Annotated in this window: 16 protein-coding genes; 7 read left to right on the top strand and 9 right to left on the bottom strand. The window is 62.8% G+C overall.

Translation table 11 applies throughout. The features are described from left to right. Window positions 1–6: 6 nt before the first annotated feature. The 5 genes from fliI to fliE are packed head-to-tail and all read right to left on the bottom strand — an operon-like array spanning window position 7 to window position 5,150. A complete protein-coding gene (gene fliI, locus AC54AG_RS16815) occupies window positions 7–1,317 on the bottom strand; it encodes a flagellar protein export ATPase FliI (RefSeq protein ID WP_072454560.1) in 1,311 nt (436 codons plus the stop codon). After that, a complete protein-coding gene (gene fliH / locus AC54AG_RS16820) occupies window positions 1,314–2,003 on the bottom strand; it encodes a flagellar assembly protein FliH (protein ID WP_034757841.1) in 690 nt (229 codons plus the stop codon). Before fliH ends, fliI begins: the two co-directional genes overlap by 4 nt. Further along, a complete protein-coding gene (locus tag AC54AG_RS16825) occupies window positions 2,000–3,040 on the bottom strand; it encodes a flagellar motor switch protein FliG (RefSeq protein WP_034757846.1) in 1,041 nt (346 codons plus the stop codon). The genes fliH and AC54AG_RS16825 overlap by 4 nt, the downstream gene beginning before the upstream one ends. Beyond that, complete coding sequence (gene fliF / locus AC54AG_RS16830; RefSeq protein ID WP_338682015.1) at window positions 3,018–4,751, bottom strand: flagellar basal-body MS-ring/collar protein FliF; 1,734 nt, start codon at window positions 4,749–4,751, stop codon at window positions 3,018–3,020. Before fliF ends, AC54AG_RS16825 begins: the two co-directional genes overlap by 23 nt. Window positions 4,752–4,811: 60 nt before the next feature. Then, window positions 4,812–5,150 (bottom strand): flagellar hook-basal body complex protein FliE, encoded by a 339-nt coding sequence (fliE, locus tag AC54AG_RS16835; protein ID WP_034757853.1) that lies wholly within the window; start codon window positions 5,148–5,150, stop codon window positions 4,812–4,814. A 552-nt stretch (window positions 5,151–5,702) separates the two neighbouring features. Between fliE and AC54AG_RS16840 the strand changes: the two genes are divergently transcribed. From AC54AG_RS16840 to AC54AG_RS16870, 7 genes are read left to right on the top strand one after another with little or no spacing between them, the layout of a single operon-like run. Continuing rightward, complete coding sequence (locus AC54AG_RS16840) at window positions 5,703–6,581, top strand: FliM/FliN family flagellar motor switch protein (RefSeq protein WP_070303089.1); 879 nt, start codon at window positions 5,703–5,705, stop codon at window positions 6,579–6,581. Between the two features lies 1 nt (window position 6,582). Further along, window positions 6,583–6,948 carry a FliM/FliN family flagellar motor switch protein gene (locus AC54AG_RS16845; RefSeq protein ID WP_034757866.1) on the top strand — a complete coding sequence of 122 codons (366 nt, stop codon included), beginning with the start codon at window positions 6,583–6,585 and terminating at the stop codon, window positions 6,946–6,948. Next, complete coding sequence (gene fliP / locus AC54AG_RS16850) at window positions 6,945–7,715, top strand: flagellar type III secretion system pore protein FliP (RefSeq protein ID WP_070303090.1); 771 nt, start codon at window positions 6,945–6,947, stop codon at window positions 7,713–7,715. Before AC54AG_RS16845 ends, fliP begins: the two co-directional genes overlap by 4 nt. A 3-nt stretch (window positions 7,716–7,718) precedes the next feature. After that, window positions 7,719–7,991, top strand: coding sequence for a flagellar biosynthetic protein FliQ (locus AC54AG_RS16855; RefSeq protein ID WP_034757874.1), 273 nt, complete (start codon window positions 7,719–7,721; stop codon window positions 7,989–7,991). A 9-nt stretch (window positions 7,992–8,000) separates the two neighbouring features. Then, entirely contained in the window at window positions 8,001–8,801 is an 801-nt protein-coding gene (locus AC54AG_RS16860; RefSeq protein ID WP_034757878.1) for a flagellar biosynthetic protein FliR, read from the top strand. Continuing rightward, window positions 8,791–9,930 carry an EscU/YscU/HrcU family type III secretion system export apparatus switch protein gene (locus AC54AG_RS16865; RefSeq protein ID WP_034757880.1) on the top strand — a complete coding sequence of 380 codons (1,140 nt, stop codon included), beginning with the start codon at window positions 8,791–8,793 and terminating at the stop codon, window positions 9,928–9,930. The genes AC54AG_RS16860 and AC54AG_RS16865 overlap by 11 nt, the downstream gene beginning before the upstream one ends. Beyond that, window positions 9,927–12,014 (top strand): flagellar biosynthesis protein FlhA, encoded by a 2,088-nt coding sequence (locus AC54AG_RS16870; protein ID WP_034757882.1) that lies wholly within the window; start codon window positions 9,927–9,929, stop codon window positions 12,012–12,014. The genes AC54AG_RS16865 and AC54AG_RS16870 overlap by 4 nt, the downstream gene beginning before the upstream one ends. Before the next feature lie 42 nt (window positions 12,015–12,056). Here AC54AG_RS16870 and AC54AG_RS16875 read toward each other — a convergent pair whose 3' ends face one another. The 4 genes from AC54AG_RS16875 to AC54AG_RS16890 all read right to left on the bottom strand — a co-directional run. Beyond that, complete coding sequence (locus tag AC54AG_RS16875) at window positions 12,057–13,157, bottom strand: hypothetical protein (protein WP_496630998.1); 1,101 nt, start codon at window positions 13,155–13,157, stop codon at window positions 12,057–12,059. Between the two features lie 57 nt (window positions 13,158–13,214). Next, on the bottom strand, window positions 13,215–14,090 hold the full coding sequence (locus AC54AG_RS16880) for a flagellin N-terminal helical domain-containing protein (RefSeq protein ID WP_496631000.1): 876 nt from the start codon (window positions 14,088–14,090) through the stop codon (window positions 13,215–13,217). Window positions 14,091–14,270: 180 nt separating this feature from the next. After that, window positions 14,271–15,146, bottom strand: a complete 876-nt coding sequence (locus tag AC54AG_RS16885) for a flagellin N-terminal helical domain-containing protein (protein WP_319993026.1) — start codon at window positions 15,144–15,146, stop codon at window positions 14,271–14,273. A 243-nt stretch (window positions 15,147–15,389) separates the two neighbouring features. Further along, a partial coding sequence (locus AC54AG_RS16890; RefSeq protein WP_496631001.1) for a flagellin N-terminal helical domain-containing protein occupies window positions 15,390–16,173 on the bottom strand: 784 nt, incomplete at its 5' end.

Here is a 16,173-nt window from a genome sequence, read left to right on the forward strand (position 1 = left end):
ATGCTCCTAGCCCATGATCTGTTCAAGTTGTTCGATGCACGGCGCCATCGGCGCTTCTTCCTTGGTGCCCTGGCACAGGAACGCTTCGATAGGCGCGTGCAGCTGCACGGCGCGGTCGGTGATCGGGTCGGCGCCGGGCACGTAGGCGCCCAGCGGGATCAGATCGCGCACGCGCGCATGGCGCGCCATCGACGCTTTCAGCGCGCGCGACGCCTGCATGTGGGTGGGCGTGATCACCTGCGCCATGCAGCGGCTGATCGAGGCGGCGATGTCGATGGCGGGGTAGTGGCCCCGCTCGGCCAGTTCGCGCGTGAGCACGATGTGGCCGTCGAGAATCGCGCGCGCCGTGTCGACCACCGGGTCCTGCTGGTCGTCGCCTTCGGCCAGCACCGTGTAGATGGCGCTCATGCTGCCTTCCGGGTGGGCGCCATTGCCGGCGCTTTCCACCAGTTGCGGCAAGTTCGAGAAGACGGACGGCGGATAGCCGCGCGTGGCCGGCGGCTCGCCCAAGGCCAGCGCCACTTCGCGCAAAGCCATCGCATAGCGCGTCAGCGAATCGACCAGCAGCAGCACGTGCTTGCCCTGGTCGCGGTAATGGGCGGCGATCGAATGGCACAGTTCGGTCGCCATGATGCGCATCAGCGGCGATTCATCGGCCGGCGCGATCACCAGCACAGCCTTTTTGAGGCCTTCGGCGCCCAGCGACTTTTCCACGAATTCGCGCACTTCGCGGCCCCGCTCGCCGATCAGGCCGACGACGACGACATCGGCCACCGTCTGGCGCGTGATCAGGCCGAGCAGCACGCTCTTGCCCACGCCGGAACCGGCCATCAGGCCCACGCGCTGGCCCTTGCCCAGGGTCAGCATGCTGTTGATGGCCCGCACGCCCACGTCGAGCGGTTCGACCACCGGTTGTTTCTTCAGGGGATTGACCTTCGGTGGCGTTACTTCCAGGACGTGTTCGCCGCCGAGGCGGCCCAGGTCGTCGATCGGCTCGCCGAGGCCATTGACCATGCGGCCCAGCCACGACGGGCCGATCTGCAGGCTGGCCTTGTCGGGCAGGGGCAGGACCCTGGCGCCCGTGGTCAGTCCCGTCGCCTTCTTGAACGGCATCAGGTAGGACAATTTTTCGCGGAAACCGACGACTTGCGCATCGAGCCACTCGCCGCTCACAGTTTCAATTTGACAACGCTGGCCCGTGTGCAGGCGGCAGCCGGCGCTTTCCAGCAGCAGGCCGGAAGCGCCGACCAGGCGGCCGGTCGGTGTCGCGACCGGGATATCGCCGATCTCGAAGCTGCGCAGCGTGTCGGCGATCATGCAGGCGCGCCGTGGTCAGCGTGTTCGGCGGCCAGCGCCAGGTGGCTGCTGACCTGCTCCATGCAGGCCGACAGGCGCTGATGGCAGCCCGCGTCGACTTCATTGTCGCCCGCCTTGATGCGGCATTCGCCTGCGTCGAGGCGTGCGTCGGCGATCAGGTTCCAGCGCTTGGCGCGCTTCGGATCGAGTTCGCTGATGCGTTTCAATTCTTCCGGATTGAGGAAGACGTCGATTTCCTCGCGCGTGGGCGGCATCGAGGCCAGGGTCTCGTCGACCAGGGCCAGCAATTGCACCGGCTGCAGCGCCAGTTCCGCGCGGATCACCTGGCGCGCCACCTTGGCCACCAGGTCGACCACTTCCTTGCGCTGCGCTTCGCGGTAGTCGGCGCGTACTTTTTTCAGGTCGCGCAAGATGGCGTCGACAGGGCGGGCCAGGCGGTCCAGCGCCACCAGGGTTTCATTGCGGCCTTCTTCGCGGCCCTGCGCCATGCCATCGTTGCGTCCGGTGTCGTAGCCGTCTTGCTGGCCTTGCACGAGGCCCACTTCGTAGCCGTCGCGCTGGCCCTGCTCGAAACCTTCCGAGACGGACGCCTGCCACTGGCCATCCGTGTCCTCGTTGGAGGCACGCTGGCCGGCGGCGATGAATTGCGACAGCGGCGGGAAACGATACGAGCGGAAGTGTTTCATTCGATCACCGCTTCAGCAAACAGTTGCACTTCGATCTCGCCCGCATCGGCGAGGCCCTTGACGGTGGCCATGATTTCCTGGCGCGTCTGTTCGATACGCGACAGCGGCACGGGGCCGGAACGGCGCATCATGTCTTCGAAGCTCTGCGCCTGGCGGCGCGGCATGGTTTTCAGCACGGCGTCGCGGATCGACGGTTCCGCGCCCTTGAGGGCGATCGCCCATTGTTCCATCGGCACGTCTTCCAGGATGCGCGTGAGCGTGACATCGCTCTGCGTGGCCAGGATCAGGAAGTCGTACATGCTCAGTTCGATTTCCGAGACGACGTCCGGGTCGTGCGCGCGCAGCAGTTCGACCAGCGCGGCGCGGTTGCCCGGCATGCGGTTGAGGATCTCGGCCGCCTGGCGGATGCCTTCCACGCTGGTGCTTTGCGTGTCGAGCGTGCCCAGGCAGCGGCCCACCAGTTCGTCGAGCTCGACCAGCAGGTCGCGGTCGATCTCGTCCAGGCGCGCCAGGTTCAGCAAGACCAGGTCGCGGCCTTCGACGGGTAGGGCGTCGAGGATCTGGCCGGCCAGCGCGGGCGGCAAAAAGGCCAGGAACACGGCTTGCATCTGCACGTGCTCGTTGACGATGTATTCGGCCAGCCATTTCGGCGAGGCCCACTGCAGGCGCGCCATTTTGGGGCGGATCGCATCGCCATAAATATTGTTCAGCACGCTATTCGCGATATCGCTGCCCAGCGCCATGTCCAGCGAGCGCTTCAGGTAGCTGCGCGAGGCGCCATGCACGCCGCTTTGCTGGCGGTAGTCGTCGAAGAAGGTCTGCATGGCCGTTTTCACGGATTCGACCTTGATGCCGCTCATGCGCGACATCACTTGCGTGACTTCCAGCAATTCTTCACGCGACAGGCAGCGCAGCACGTTGGCGGCCTGTTCTTCGCCGATGCTCAGCAGCACGATGGCGGCCTGTTCCACGGGGGTCAGACTGGCGCTTTCGTATTCGGCGCCGTCGGAGGGATTACTGTTGTTGAGTTCGGCCATTTTTCTGCATCCATTGTTTGACGACTTCGGCGACACGCTCGGGTTCTTTTTCCGCCAGCACTTTCAGGTGGTCGACCATCACGTCGACCGCCGAGCCTGGTGGCGGCAAGTCATAGTTTTCCAGCAGCGGCACGACCGGCATGTTGCCGGCGCCGGCCTCGCCTTCGAGCGCCAGCGGGTTGCCGTTCACGCCCAGGGCCGGCGCGGCGGCAACGGCTGCGCCATTGGCGCTGGCGGCGGCGGGGCTGCCGCCCAGCGCCAGGGCTGGATCGAGCTGTTTCAGTGGCGGCGGCGCCAGGCGCGAGGTCAGCAGGCGCAGCAGCGGACGCAGGATCAGGAAGTAGCCGAGCACGGCGCCCAGCGCGTACAGCAGCCAGCTGCTGAAATCGACGACGGTGTCGCGCTCTTCCCACCATTGCGCCACGGGCGGCTTGGCAGGGAAGGCCAGCGCCGTCAGGCTCAGGCTGTCACCGCGCTGGGCGTTGATGCCCAGGCCGCTGGTCAGCATTTTTTCGATATTGCCCAGTTCTGCAGGGGTCCAGCCTGTTTTCGGATTCGGTGCGGCGGCGCTGTTGAGGACGACGGCGACGCTGAGTTTTTCCAGGCGGCCACGGCTGCGCTTGATCTGCGTGATGCTGCGGTCATACGCGTACTGGCGCGTGGTGGCGTTCTTGCGGGCCGTGCCATCGTCGGACGGCTTCGGTGCGCCATCGGCCGGTGCGGCGCCGGCGGCGTCGGCCGGTGCCGGCACGGCGGCCGCTGGCGGACGGTTCGACAGGCTGCCGGGAATGCCGGCCACGGTGCGGTTGCGTTCCTGCTCTTCACGCATCGCCTCGCTCGTCACTTTCGGGGCTTCGCCGTATTTTTCCAGCGTTTCATCGACGCGGTCGTTGTTCACGGCGGCCGTCACGCTGAGCTTGAAGTTGTCTTCGCCGATGACGGGACCCAGCAAGCCCGTGACGTTGCGGCGGATCTCATCCTGGAAGCGTTTCGCGCCTTCATTGCCGGCGGCCGAAGCGTCGAAGCCGTCCGTCAGGTCGACGTGCGAGGACAGCAGGTTGCCGCCCTGGTCGACCAGGCTCACGCGCGTAGGCGCCAGGCTGGCGACGCTGCCGGCCACCATGTTGATGACGGCGGCGATCTGTTCCGGCGCCAGGGTGCGGCCCGGTTTCAGCGCCACGACGACGGAGGCCGACGATTTGTCGCCATCGCTGGCGACGAACGATGTCGACTTGGCGATCGATAGATGGACGCGCGCCGAAGCGATCGCGTCCATCGTCATGATGCTTTGCGCCAGCTCGCCTTCCAGGCCGCGGCGGAAGCGCACGTCCTGCACGAACTGCGACACGCCCAGCGGGTCATTCTTGTCCATCAGCTCCAGGCCGGCCGGCAGCTGCGCCGTCACACCTTTCGAGGCGAGCAGCATGCGCACCTTGCCCAGCATGGCGTCGGGCACCAGCACCTGGCCGCTGTCCGGATGCAGGCGGTAGGGGATGTGCTCGGCGTCCAGGGTGGCCATCATGTCCGTCACGGCCACTTTTTCGCGCGCGCCAAACACCGGCTTGTAGTTGGCCTGGTCGCGCCACGCGTACATGGTCACCATGGCGGTGATGCCGATGGCCAGCACGACGATGGGAACCAGGTTTTTCAGCAGGGCGGGCGGGATGGCGGGCTGGGCGCCAGGGCGCCAGCGCGCAAATGCGGACTTCATGGTGGTAATCACTTGGGGTAACTTTCGCTGGGAGGCTGGGCGTGGATCAGGACGTGAAGATTACAGAGGCAGTTTGATGAGTTCGTCGACAGCGCCCATGACCTTGTTGCGCACTTGCATCAACATGGAGAAGGACAGGCTCGCTTCCTGGCTGGCCAGCATGGCGCCGACCATGTCGTCGCTCTTGCCGCTGTCGACGTCGCTCATTTTCTGCGCGGCCAGGCGGTCGTCGCCGTTGACCTTGCCGATGGCGTCTTTCATGCTTTGCGCAAACGAGAAGCCGGATTGTTCCGGTGCGCCGAACTGGGCGGCGGGAGCGATGCTGGCGCCCAGGGCGCGCGCGTCATTGCTCAGTGCTGCCAGATCGGCCTTGATCAGACCTGCGAGTTCGTTGCTCATCTTGCCCTCTACTTTCAATATGCGGTGACGTATCAATCAGAAATTACTGGTTTGCCATTCCGGCAGGCATTACATCGAATGCCATCTTGCCCGGCCCGATTTCAATTGGGCCCATCAGTTTTATCAGTTGCCACACCATCCGCTCAGCAGATTCAAACAAACCCGGCAGACCTGCGCCGACATGATTTACATGGCCATGACAACTAATGATTATCTGATAAAAGTTTCTTCTGGTGGCAATAAGAGGAGCTGAAAACTGCCATAAAAACCGGAATCAGGTAAGCGGAATGGCGCACTGCAAATCACTATTTTCTCGCTATAAGCTTACCTCGGGGCAACTATAAAGTAAAGAGAGGATTGCCTCAAGGAATATTGATACATGGCAATATTTGGCTTTTTCATGTATTGTTCAGCACCGTAGCCATCGAGCATGCGATACGATGCGCAATCGTTTGCTTGCAGACCTGTCGGCAAGGCCAAGATGATGCTGTATTTAATTTCGGGCGATCCGTATAATTTGTTCTGCCACCGCAATACCGACATGACCACTACATGACAATCATTACCAAGACAGATCAAACTGTGCGCCATCAAGTCCTCGATTCCTGTCTGCTTGGACGTCCTGTCCATTTGCTGCATGTATTCGGCGCACAGCTGCGCGACGACCTGGCCGTGGCCCTGCGCCAGCCGATGAGCCGTCGCTACTGGGGCAATTTCCAGATCGACGCCGTGACCTTGTCGCGCGTGGAGAACGAAGACAGCGTGAACCGCTGGCTGAGTTTTTCCACGCCGGCCGGCCAGCCGGGCTTTGCGCTCGAACGGCAGATACTGTTGAGCGTGCTGAACTATCGCTACGGTAGTGCCGGCGCCAAGGGCGCGCTGCCCGATCCGGCGCAAGTGCGCGTGACGGCAACGGAAGAGCGCCTCGCTGTGGTGCTGGGACAACAGTTGGTCCACAGTTTGTTCACCCGCATCCACAAGAACCTGCAAACCCTGGGCAAGAGCAGCGACATCGACACCACTGCCGAGGTCGCTGTGCAGTCCGGCGTGCATCCGGCACGCGGCAGCTGGATCGTCACCGTGGCGCTCAGCGACGTCGAGGCGGGTCAGAGCGGCCAGTTCTGGTTCTCGCTGGACAAGCGCCTGATGGCCGACGTGCTGCGCGGCCTGCTGCCCGAGCGCGCGCAAGCGAAGAAAGCCTTGCGCGGCAGCGTACGCCCGCTCGCTTCGCGCCTGCAAGTGACCCTGGAAGGCCGGCTCGTCAGCAAGCAGGTGCAGCTGGGCGCCTTGTTCGACCTGCGCGTGGGCGACGTGATTCCAGTCAGCCTGAGCCGTACCGACGTCATGCTTGACGACTCCCGTTTATTTACAGCGGCTGTTTCCGAACACAAGGGCAAGCTCTGTTTAACCTCATTTGAAGATGTCGAATAATATGAATATCACCGATACCAACCAGAGCGAAACCCTGCTGGAAGACCTGGGCGATGACATGATCATCGACCAGGGCGACGTCTCCGACGTGGCCAGCACCCGCGCGCGCCGCGACATTCCGCAAATGATGCGCAAGATTCCCGTCACCCTGACCCTGGAAGTGGGCTCGGCCCGCATCTCGCTGGAAGAGTTGATGGCCATCGGCCCGGAAAGCGTGATCGAACTCGACATGCTGGCCGGCGAACCGCTGGTGATCAAGGTCAACGGCACGCCGATCGGCCGTGCCGAAGTGGTGGTGGCCGGCGAGAACTATGGCCTGAAAGTCATCGACCTCGACGGCCTCAATCTCGACCTGATGACAGCATGAAGCTGGCGGTACCCGGCTTGAGCCGGCGCCGCGGCGCGCTGGCTGCCGCGCTGGCTGTCCCTGTTCTGATGCTGTGCTGCGGCGCGGCCGGCGCGCAGGACCTGCTCGCCGGCGTGGTGCCGGGCGCGAAGACCGACCTGTCGGTGAAGATGCAGATCCTCGTCGTCATGACCCTGCTCGGGCTGCTGCCCGTGATGGTCATGATGATGACCAGCTTTACCCGCTTCGTCATCGTGCTGTCGCTGCTGCGCCAGGCCCTCGGTCTGCAGCAGGGCTTGCCCAACCGTATCGTCACCGGCATCGCCCTGATTCTCACCTTGCTGGTCATGCGTCCCATCGGCGACCAGGTGTGGAAGGAAGCGTTCGTGCCTTATGACCGCGACCAGATCGGCATGCAGGAAGCCTTGAAAATTGCCGAAGTGCCCATTTCGCGCTTCATGCTGGCGCAGACGAGCAAGGCCGCGCTGGCGCAGATCGCGCACCTGGCCGGCGAGCCGTCGAGCATGCGCCCGCAAGACCATAGTTTCACGGTCAAGCTGGCCGCGTTCGTGCTGTCCGAACTGAAGACGGCGTTCCAGATCGGCTGCATGCTGTTCATCCCCTTCCTTATCATCGATCTGGTGGTGGCGTCCGTGCTGATGGCCATGGGCATGATGATGCTCTCGCCGCTCGTCATCTCGCTGCCGTTCAAGCTGCTGCTGTTCGTGCTCGTCGATGGCTGGACCCTGACCGTCAACACCTTAGTTACCAGCATACAGGGCTATTGACCGATGTTTACCCCTGAAGTCGCCGTCGACCTGATCATCGAAGCATTGCATGTCGTCATGCTGCTGGTGGTGATCCTGGTCGTGCCGGGTTTGCTCATGGGCTTGCTGGTCGCGCTGGTGCAGGCGGCCACATCGATCAATGAACAGACCATGAGTTTCCTGCCGCGCCTGCTGGTCACCCTGCTGGCCCTGATCCTGGCCGGACGCTGGATGGCCGGTTACCTGATGGATTATTGCGTGTCCATTTTTCAGCGCGCCGCCACCCTGGTCGGATAGCACCGCGCCATGGATCAGATTTTCAATCAGGTGCTGCCGTTTCTGCTGGCCGTGTGGTGGCCGTTCTGCCGCATCCTGGCCATGCTCAGCGCCTCGCCCGTGATCGGCGACGCGATGGTGCCCGTTCCCGTGCGGGTGCTGCTGTCGCTGGTGCTGGCGATCCTGATGCTGCCCGTGATGCAGGCATCTGGCGTGTCGCAGGAGTTGCTGAAGATCGATCCGTTTTCCCTGCACGCCCTCGTCGCCACCCTGGAGCAGGCCATCATCGGCTTCGTCCTGGGCCTGGCTTTCCACTTCGCCATGTCCGTCATGTCGGTGCTCGGCTACCTCGTGTCGAGCCAGGTGGGCTTTTCTATGGCCGTCATGAATGACCCGCTCAACGGCACCTCGTCGGACGTGATCACGGGTTTGCTCACCATCATGTGCATGATCGTGTTTTTCGCCATCGACGGCCACCTCGTGCTGACGGGCGTGATCGGCGCCAGCTTCACTGCCTGGCCCGTGGGACAGGGCTACGGGCCGCTGCTGCTGCAGACGGTGGCGTACAACGTGGCGTGGATTTTCGCCGCCGCCATGCTGCTGGCCTTGCCCATCGTCTTTTCCACCATGGTGGTGCAGCTGGGCTTTGGCTTCCTGAACCGGGTGGCGCCGTCGCTAAACCTGTTTTCGCTGGGTTTTTCCATGATCACCATGTTCGGCCTGCTGATGCTGATACAGATCGTGCGCTTTATCCCGGAGCACTATGTCGCCATGACGAACCGCGTGCTCGACATGATCCAGGAACAAATGCGGGTGGCCCATGGCGGATAGCAGCACGGGCGACAAAACAGAAAAGGCTTCAGCACAGAAGCTGAAGAAATCGCGCCAGGAAGGGCAGGTGGTGCGTTCGCGCGACCTGTCGACGGCGCTGGGCATCCTGATCAGCATGAAGGTCTTCATTTACCTGCTGCCCGGTTATCTGGTCAGCTTTCGCGAACTGTTCGCCATGTCCTTCATGCCGCTCGACAGCAAGGGCGCGCTGGAAAATGCCATGTCGATGGCGTTTACCACGTCGGTGGGCTTGCTGATCAAGATGATCGTGCCGCTGTTCTGCGTGCCTTTGTTTGTTGTACTCGGTTCCTTGATCCCCGGCGGCTGGGTCATCAGCACGAAGAACTGGGCGCCGAAGATGGAGCGCCTGAGTCCGGCCAAGAATCTGGGCCGCCTCGTGTCGCCCAAGCACGGCTTTGAATTCGGCTTGTCGATCGCCAAGGCCGCCGTGCTGGGCATGGTACTCGTGCACGTGAGCCGCTCCAGCCTGACGCAGTACGTGGATTTGCAACACCGGCCCCTGCAGCAGGCCATGCTCGATGGCTCGGCGCTGATGCTCGACGGCCTGATGGCGCTCATTTCTGTCTTCGTGCTGTTTGCCATCATCGACGTGCCGGCGCAGGCGTTTTTCTTTGCCCGCAACCAGCGCATGAGCAAGCAGGACGTCAAGGAAGAACATAAAAGCAGCGAAGGGCGGCCCGAAGTGCGCCAGCGCATCCGCCAGTTGCAGCAGCAGATCGGCCGGCGCAGCGTGCGCAAGACCGTGCCCGACGCCGACGTGGTGATCGTCAACCCCGAGCATTATGCCGTCGCATTGAAGTATGACCAGGACCGCGCCGAGGCGCCGTTCGTCGTTGCCAAGGGCGTCGACGAGATGGCGCTGTATATCCGGCAAGTGGCGAAGGAACACAATATCGAAACGCTGGAGTTGCCGCCGCTGGCGCGCGCCATCTACAACACCAGCCAGGTGCAGCAGCAGATTCCCGTGCAGCTGTACCAGGCCGTGTCGCAGGTGCTTAACTACATACTGCAGCTGAAAGCATTCCGTACTGGGCAGCGCGCCGCCCAGCCCCCATTTCCCACCGAGGTGGTCGTGCCATCTCATTTGAGCGAGGTAGTACCTTCATGAATTTCCTGAACCGGTTGGTTGCCGAAATGCGCCGCCACAAGTTCGCCACGCCGCTGTTCCTGCTGGTGATCCTGGCGATGATCATCTTGCCGCTGCCGCCCGTGCTGCTCGATATCTTGTTCACTTTCAATATCGTGCTGGCACTGATCGTCATCCTCGTCAGCGTGTCGGCCAAGCGGCCGCTCGATTTCTCCGTCTTCCCGACGGTGATCCTGGCCACCACCATGCTCAGGCTGACCCTGAACGTGGCGTCCACACGCGTGGTGCTGCTGCACGGCCATACGGGCGCGGACGCGGCCGGTAAGGTGATCGAGGCGTTTGGTAACGTGGTGATCGGCGGTAACTTCGTCGTCGGTATCGTGGTCTTCGTGATCTTGATGATCATCAACTTCGCCGTCGTCACCAAGGGCGCCGAGCGTATCTCGGAAGTGTCGGCGCGCTTTACCCTCGATGCCTTGCCGGGCAAGCAGATGGCGATTGACGCTGACCTGAACGCCGGCTTGATCAACCAGGAAAAAGCCCAGATCCGCCGCAAGGACGTGGCCGCCGAAGCGGATTTCTATGGCGCCATGGACGGCGCGTCGAAGTTCGTGCGTGGCGATGCCGTCGCCAGTATTTTGATCTTGATCATCAACATGGTCGGCGGCGTGGCCATCGGCTCGCTGATGCACGACCTGTCGTTCGGCGACGCCTTCCGCCAATACGCGCTGCTGACCATCGGTGATGGCCTGGTGGCGCAGATCCCGGCGCTGCTGCTGTCGGCCGCGGCCGCCATCCTCGTAACCCGTATCAGCGATTCGGGCGACTTCGAACAGCAAGTGGCAGGCCAGGTGCTGACCTCGCCAACGGTGATCTACAGCGCGGCCGGCATGATGGTGGCGCTGGCCCTGATTCCGGGCATGCCGTGGTTCATGTTCATGACCTTTGCCGGCGTGCTGGCTTTTGTTGCCTGGCGCCTGACCAAGCGCGTGAAGGGGCCCGATGCGGCCGGCATGGCGGCCATCGAGGCGGCCTTGCGCGATGACAAGCCGGCTGAACTGGAATGGCAGCAATTGCCGGCCGTGCAGCCGCTGATGGTGATGCTCGGCTACAAGCTGGTCGGCATGGTGGATAAGACCCAGGGCGAACCGTTGAACAAGCGCGTCAAGGGTGTGCGCCAGAGCCTGTCCGAATCGATGGGCTTGCTGCTGCCGAATATCGGCGTGCGCGACGACCTGGCCCTGAAGCCGTCGCAGTATGCGATCGTGCTGTCGGGCACCGTGGTGGCGCAGGCGGAAGTGCAGGCCGACCGCCTGATGGCTATCCCGTCGCCGAACGTGTATGGCCAGCTCGACGGCATCCCCGGCATCGAGCCGGCCTACGGCATGCCCGTCACGTGGATCGAACCGGGCGAAAAAGCACATGCGCTGGGCCTCGGCTACCAGGTCATCGAGGCGCCCAGCGTGATCGCCACGCACTTGTCGAAGATGGTGCGCGAATACTTGCCGGAACTGTTCCGCCACGAAGACGTGTCGAACATGATGGAGCGCCTGACGGCCCTGTCGCCCAAGCTCGCTGGCGCGCTGGACAAGGCGCTGACGCACACGCAGCTGCTGCGCGTGTTCCGCGTCTTGCTGGCGGAAAATGTGTCACTGAAGGATATCGTGCCCATCGCCACCACCTTGCTCGACAGTTCGGAAACGACCAAGGATCCGATCCTGCTGGCGGCCGAAGTGCGCTGTGCGCTGCGGCGCCAGATCGTCAGCGGCCTGTTCGGCCAGAAGATGGAAATGCAGGCGTTTAACCTGGGCGGCGAACTGGAAAACATGCTGCTTGGTTCCCTGAACCAGGCGCGCCAGTCGGGCAAGGTGACGTTGGACAACTATCCGATCGACCCGCATCTGCTGTCGCAGCTGCAAGTGAACATGCCGGTGGCGCGCGAGCAGATGAAGCAGCAGGCTACGCCGCCGCTGCTGCTGGTGCTGCCGCAGATCCGTCCGCTGCTGGCCCGCTATGCGCGCCTGTTCGCGCCTGGCTTGCACGTGCTGTCGTACAATGAAATCCCGGAAAACCGCGAAGTGAGCATCATCGGTACGGTGGGGTAAAATGAAAAAACGGCGCTTCGGGCGCCGTTTTTTTATGCCGCGTCAATCCTGCTCGTCGATGGGCGGCATCAGCTCGTGCTCCTGGCCATCGGCCAGCAGCAGCACGGTGGCGCCTGGCGCCGTGTCTTCCTCGTCGCCATAGTCGTAACCGAACGGCGCCGCCACTTCCTTCGAGACGATGACGGGCTCCTCCTCGGTTTCGGCGGCGGGGGCTTGGGGCGCATCGGGATCGGCCGCCACTTCCGCTTCCGGCTGCGTCAGCAGCAGGGCCACTTCGGCCATGGCGCGAAACAGGGGCAGCGACAGCGAGGCGGCGCCCGCCTGCATCGGGTAGTTGCCGTGCACGCGCTGCGCATGCAGCTGGCGGTTCAGGCGGCAGCGCACCAGGCGCAGGCCCGCGCGCCGCACGGCGTCGGCGATCTCGGGCAGGGCCAGGCGCAAATGACGCAAGGCGGCTTCCTCGTCGGCGGCCAGTTCCAGCAGCACGCCGTCGCCGGACGGTTCCATCTGGATCACGACCCGGCCGATGCCGATGATGATCAGTTCGACGCGCAGCGCCACCTTGCCGCGCCGCCTTGGCGTTGCATCTTCGTCTTCGTCGCTGGCCAGCACGCGCAGCAGCAGGCGCTGGCCGCCCCAGCCATACACGGCAAAGCGCCACGCTTCGCTGTCGACCGTCAACGGCGGACGTGCGCCTTCGCGCAGCAGGGCCGGCTGCTGCTCGGCCATGAACAGGCTGCCCGGCACATGCTGGCCGCGCGCCTGTTCTTGCAGGGCCGCATATTGTTCGCCATACGTGCGCACCATCACGCGCCACGACGCGGCCAGCTGCGCAGCGTCGGGCGGCTGCCATATGAGCTGGCGCGTGAAGAACAGCTGGTTGACCTGCATGGCGCTGCTGTCGCGCGGCAGGGCGCCGCCCGTACCATCGGCATTGGGTTTGATGAGGGACGCCAGGCTGTCCTGTCCCTTTTGCTGCAGCTGGGCGGGCAGGGTGCCGGCGTCGGGCGCGGGCGCCATGTAGGGGCCGATCGGCACCAGCGGCTGCACCACGCCAGGCACCATCGGCGTAGCGGGGCTGACGTCGAAGCGCTGGGTAATCAGGGGCACCGGGTTGCCCGATGCAATGCGGTCTATCGCCATGCCATTGCTTCCTGCTGATACATATTCATCCGATCCGCCATCGCGTCCTGCCGGTAATTATTGTAGTAAAGAAAGAATCAGCTTGCTCATGCTCTGGCTTTGCTTGAGCATGGCCGTGCTCGCCTGCAGCAGCATTTGCGCCGACGTCATGTTGGCGCTTTCGGCCGCGTAGTCGACGTCCATGATGCGACCGATGGCGGCCTTGGTGTTGGTGACCATGTTGGACAGGTTATTGTAGATGTGTCCAAGCCGGTTCGCGGTGGCGCCCAGCGCCGAGCGCACGCTGCCGACCTTGTCGACGGCCGCCGCCAGCATGTCGATCATGCCGTTGGCGCTGCCGTTGCTGGCAAATTCGCTGCCGGCGGTGGCGCCTGGCGCGAAATTGACGGAGATCGCCTGTAGTGCCGCGTTGAGCGCGCCCATGTCGCCCGCCACGCTGAACTGCATGGTTTCGCTGCCGGTGGCGCCGATCTGGAACGTCAGGGCTTGCGACAGGGTACCCATGCCGGCGCTGCCATTACCCAGCAATAAAGTGCCGCCGTAGCGGGTGTTCGTCATCACGTTGTACAGCTCGGCGCCCAGCGCATCGTATTCGCCCTGCATGGCCTCGCGGTCCTTCTGGTTCGACGAGGCGTCCGCTGCCTGGGTGGCCAGGTCCTTCATGCGCACCAGCACGCTGGTCACTTCGCCAAACGCGCCTTCGGCCGTTTGCAGCAGGGAAGTACTGTTTTGCGTGTTGCGCATGGCCACCGCCATGCCGCTGGTCTGGGCGCTCAGCCGGGTGGCGATCTGCAAGCCGGCCGCATCGTCCATGGCCGAGTTGATGCGAAAGCCCGTGGAGAGACGCGTCATCGACGTCGACAGCATTTGCTGTGCCCAGCCCATGGCCCGCTGGGCTGACAGTGCGGCAGTATTGGTATGAATGCTCAGCACGCGGCGGCTCCAGTAGGCGATTGTTCGGTGTTCTACCTTGTATAGGCGACTATGCCGGCAACATCGTTAAACGTGATGGCAATTTAGTTCAATATGCCGGAAAAGCCAGGAACTGCAGACGAAAAAAAGCCAGACCGGAGTCTGGCTTCGAGAGACTGGCCGCGAGCGGCCGGGTCAATATTATTGCAGCAGGGACATGACCATCGAGGACATGCTGTTGCTTTGTTTCAGCATCGCGGTGCCAGCTTGCAGCAGCATTTGCGACGACGTCATGTTCGAGCTTTCGGTAGCGAAGTCGGTGTCCATGATGCGGCCGGTAGCGGCTTTGGTGTTGGTGGCGATGTTCGACAAGTTGGTGTTGACGTGGTCCAGACGGTTAGCCGTCGCGCCCAGTGCCGAACGCACGGTGCTGACGCTGTCGATGGCGGTAGCCAGCAGGCCGATATTGGCGTTGGCGTTGGACGTCAGTTCCGTGGCGCCTGCTGCGGCGGCGCTCGAGAAGTTGGCGCTCAGGCCGGTCAGGGCTGCGTTCAGCGAGCTCAGGTTAGCCGATACGTCGAAAGTCATTTTTTCGGTCGAGCTGGCGCCGATCTGGAACGTCATCGAGGTCGACAGCGTGCCGTCAGCAGCGGCGCTGCCTTTGCCCAGCAGCTTGGTGCCGCCGAACGTGGTGTTGGTCATGACGTTGTACAGCTCTTGACCCAATGCATTGTATTCAGCTTGCATGGCGGTCTTGTCGGCGGCGGTCGACGAAGCATCGGAAGCTTGGGTAGCCAAGTCTTTCATGCGCACCAGCATGTTGGTGACTTCGGCGAAAGCGCCTTCAGCCGTTTGCAGCATCGAGGTGCTGTTTTGCGTGTTGTTCATCGCAACGGTCATGCCGCTGGTTTGTGCTTTCAGGCGGGTGGCGATCTGCAGGCCGGCAGCGTCGTCCATGGCCGAATTGATGCGGAAGCCGGTGCTCAGGCGCGTCATCGAAGTCGACAGTTTGGATTGGGTATTCGAGATCGAATTTTGTGCCGACAGGGAAGCAGCGTTGGTGTGAAGGCTCAGCATGGTGTCATTCCTAATTGGGTGGTTGCGGTGAGGAGCGACGATTTATCTGCTCCTATCAGTACAAGACGACCGTGCCGCCACCTTAATTAAATGCTTTAAGGAAATTTTTTAAAATAAATGCTGTTTCTTGCTTCGTCGCCCCGTTTTGCTGGTGTTGCGGCATGCTTGTGTCAGCTGCAGGCGAAAAAAAAGCCAGACCGGAGTCTGGCTTCGATGAGCTGGCCGCAAGCGGCCAGGCCGATATTATTGCAGCAGGGACATGACCATCGAGGACATGCTGTTGCTTTGTTTCAGCATCGCGGTGCCAGCTTGCAGCAGCATTTGCGACGACGTCATGTTCGAGCTTTCGGTAGCGAAGTCGGTGTCCATGATGCGGCCGGTAGCGGCTTTGGTGTTGGTGGCGATGTTCGACAAGTTGGTGTTGACGTGGTCCAGACGGTTAGCCGTCGCGCCCAGTGCCGAACGCACGGTGCTGACGCTGTCGATGGCGGTAGCCAGCAGGCCGATGGTGGCGTTGGCGCTGCCGGTCAGTTCCGCGGCCAGCGTCGAACCTGCCGACGAGAAGTTGGTGCTCAAGCCGCTCAGAGCGGTATTCAGCGTGCTCAGATTGCCGGAGACGTCAAAGCTCATTTTTTCGGTCGAGCTGGCGCCGATCTGGAACGTCATCGACGTCGACAGCGTGCCATTGCCGGCTGCGCCGTTGCCCAGCAGCTTGGTGCCGCCGAACGTGGTGTTGGTCATGACGTTGTACAGCTCTTGACCCAATGCGTTGTATTCGGCTTGCATGGCGGTCTTGTCGGCTGCGGTCGACGAAGCATCGGCTGCCTGGGTGGCCAGGTCTTTCATGCGTACCAGCATGTTGGTGACTTCGGCGAAAGCGCCTTCAGCCGTTTGCAGCAGCGAGGTGCTGTTTTGCGTGTTGTTCATCGCAACGGTCATGCCGCTGGTTTGTGCTTTCAGGCGGGTGGCGATCTGCAGGCCGGCAGCGTCGTCCATGGCCGAATTGATGCGGAAGCCGGTGCTCAGG

It is taken from the genome of Janthinobacterium sp. BCJ23, assembly GCF_059617945.1.

What these genes read in the sequence shown, in the direction of transcription:
- fliI (WP_072454560.1), bottom strand. Translation starts at nt 1,317, where the DNA reads ATGATCGCCGACACGCTGCGCAGCTTCGAGATCGGCGATATCCCGGTC.
- fliH (WP_034757841.1), bottom strand. Translation starts at nt 2,003, where the DNA reads ATGAAACACTTCCGCTCGTATCGTTTCCCGCCGCTGTCGCAATTCATC.
- AC54AG_RS16825 (WP_034757846.1), bottom strand. Translation starts at nt 3,040, where the DNA reads ATGGCCGAACTCAACAACAGTAATCCCTCCGACGGCGCCGAATACGAA.
- fliF (WP_338682015.1), bottom strand. Translation starts at nt 4,751, where the DNA reads ATGAAGTCCGCATTTGCGCGCTGGCGCCCTGGCGCCCAGCCCGCCATC.
- fliE (WP_034757853.1), bottom strand. Translation starts at nt 5,150, where the DNA reads ATGAGCAACGAACTCGCAGGTCTGATCAAGGCCGATCTGGCAGCACTG.
- AC54AG_RS16840 (WP_070303089.1), top strand. Translation starts at nt 5,703, where the DNA reads ATGACAATCATTACCAAGACAGATCAAACTGTGCGCCATCAAGTCCTC.
- AC54AG_RS16845 (WP_034757866.1), top strand. Translation starts at nt 6,583, where the DNA reads ATGAATATCACCGATACCAACCAGAGCGAAACCCTGCTGGAAGACCTG.
- fliP (WP_070303090.1), top strand. Translation starts at nt 6,945, where the DNA reads ATGAAGCTGGCGGTACCCGGCTTGAGCCGGCGCCGCGGCGCGCTGGCT.
- AC54AG_RS16855 (WP_034757874.1), top strand. Translation starts at nt 7,719, where the DNA reads ATGTTTACCCCTGAAGTCGCCGTCGACCTGATCATCGAAGCATTGCAT.
- AC54AG_RS16860 (WP_034757878.1), top strand. Translation starts at nt 8,001, where the DNA reads ATGGATCAGATTTTCAATCAGGTGCTGCCGTTTCTGCTGGCCGTGTGG.
- AC54AG_RS16865 (WP_034757880.1), top strand. Translation starts at nt 8,791, where the DNA reads ATGGCGGATAGCAGCACGGGCGACAAAACAGAAAAGGCTTCAGCACAG.
- AC54AG_RS16870 (WP_034757882.1), top strand. Translation starts at nt 9,927, where the DNA reads ATGAATTTCCTGAACCGGTTGGTTGCCGAAATGCGCCGCCACAAGTTC.
- AC54AG_RS16875 (WP_496630998.1), bottom strand. Translation starts at nt 13,157, where the DNA reads ATGGCGATAGACCGCATTGCATCGGGCAACCCGGTGCCCCTGATTACC.
- AC54AG_RS16885 (WP_319993026.1), bottom strand. Translation starts at nt 15,146, where the DNA reads ATGCTGAGCCTTCACACCAACGCTGCTTCCCTGTCGGCACAAAATTCG.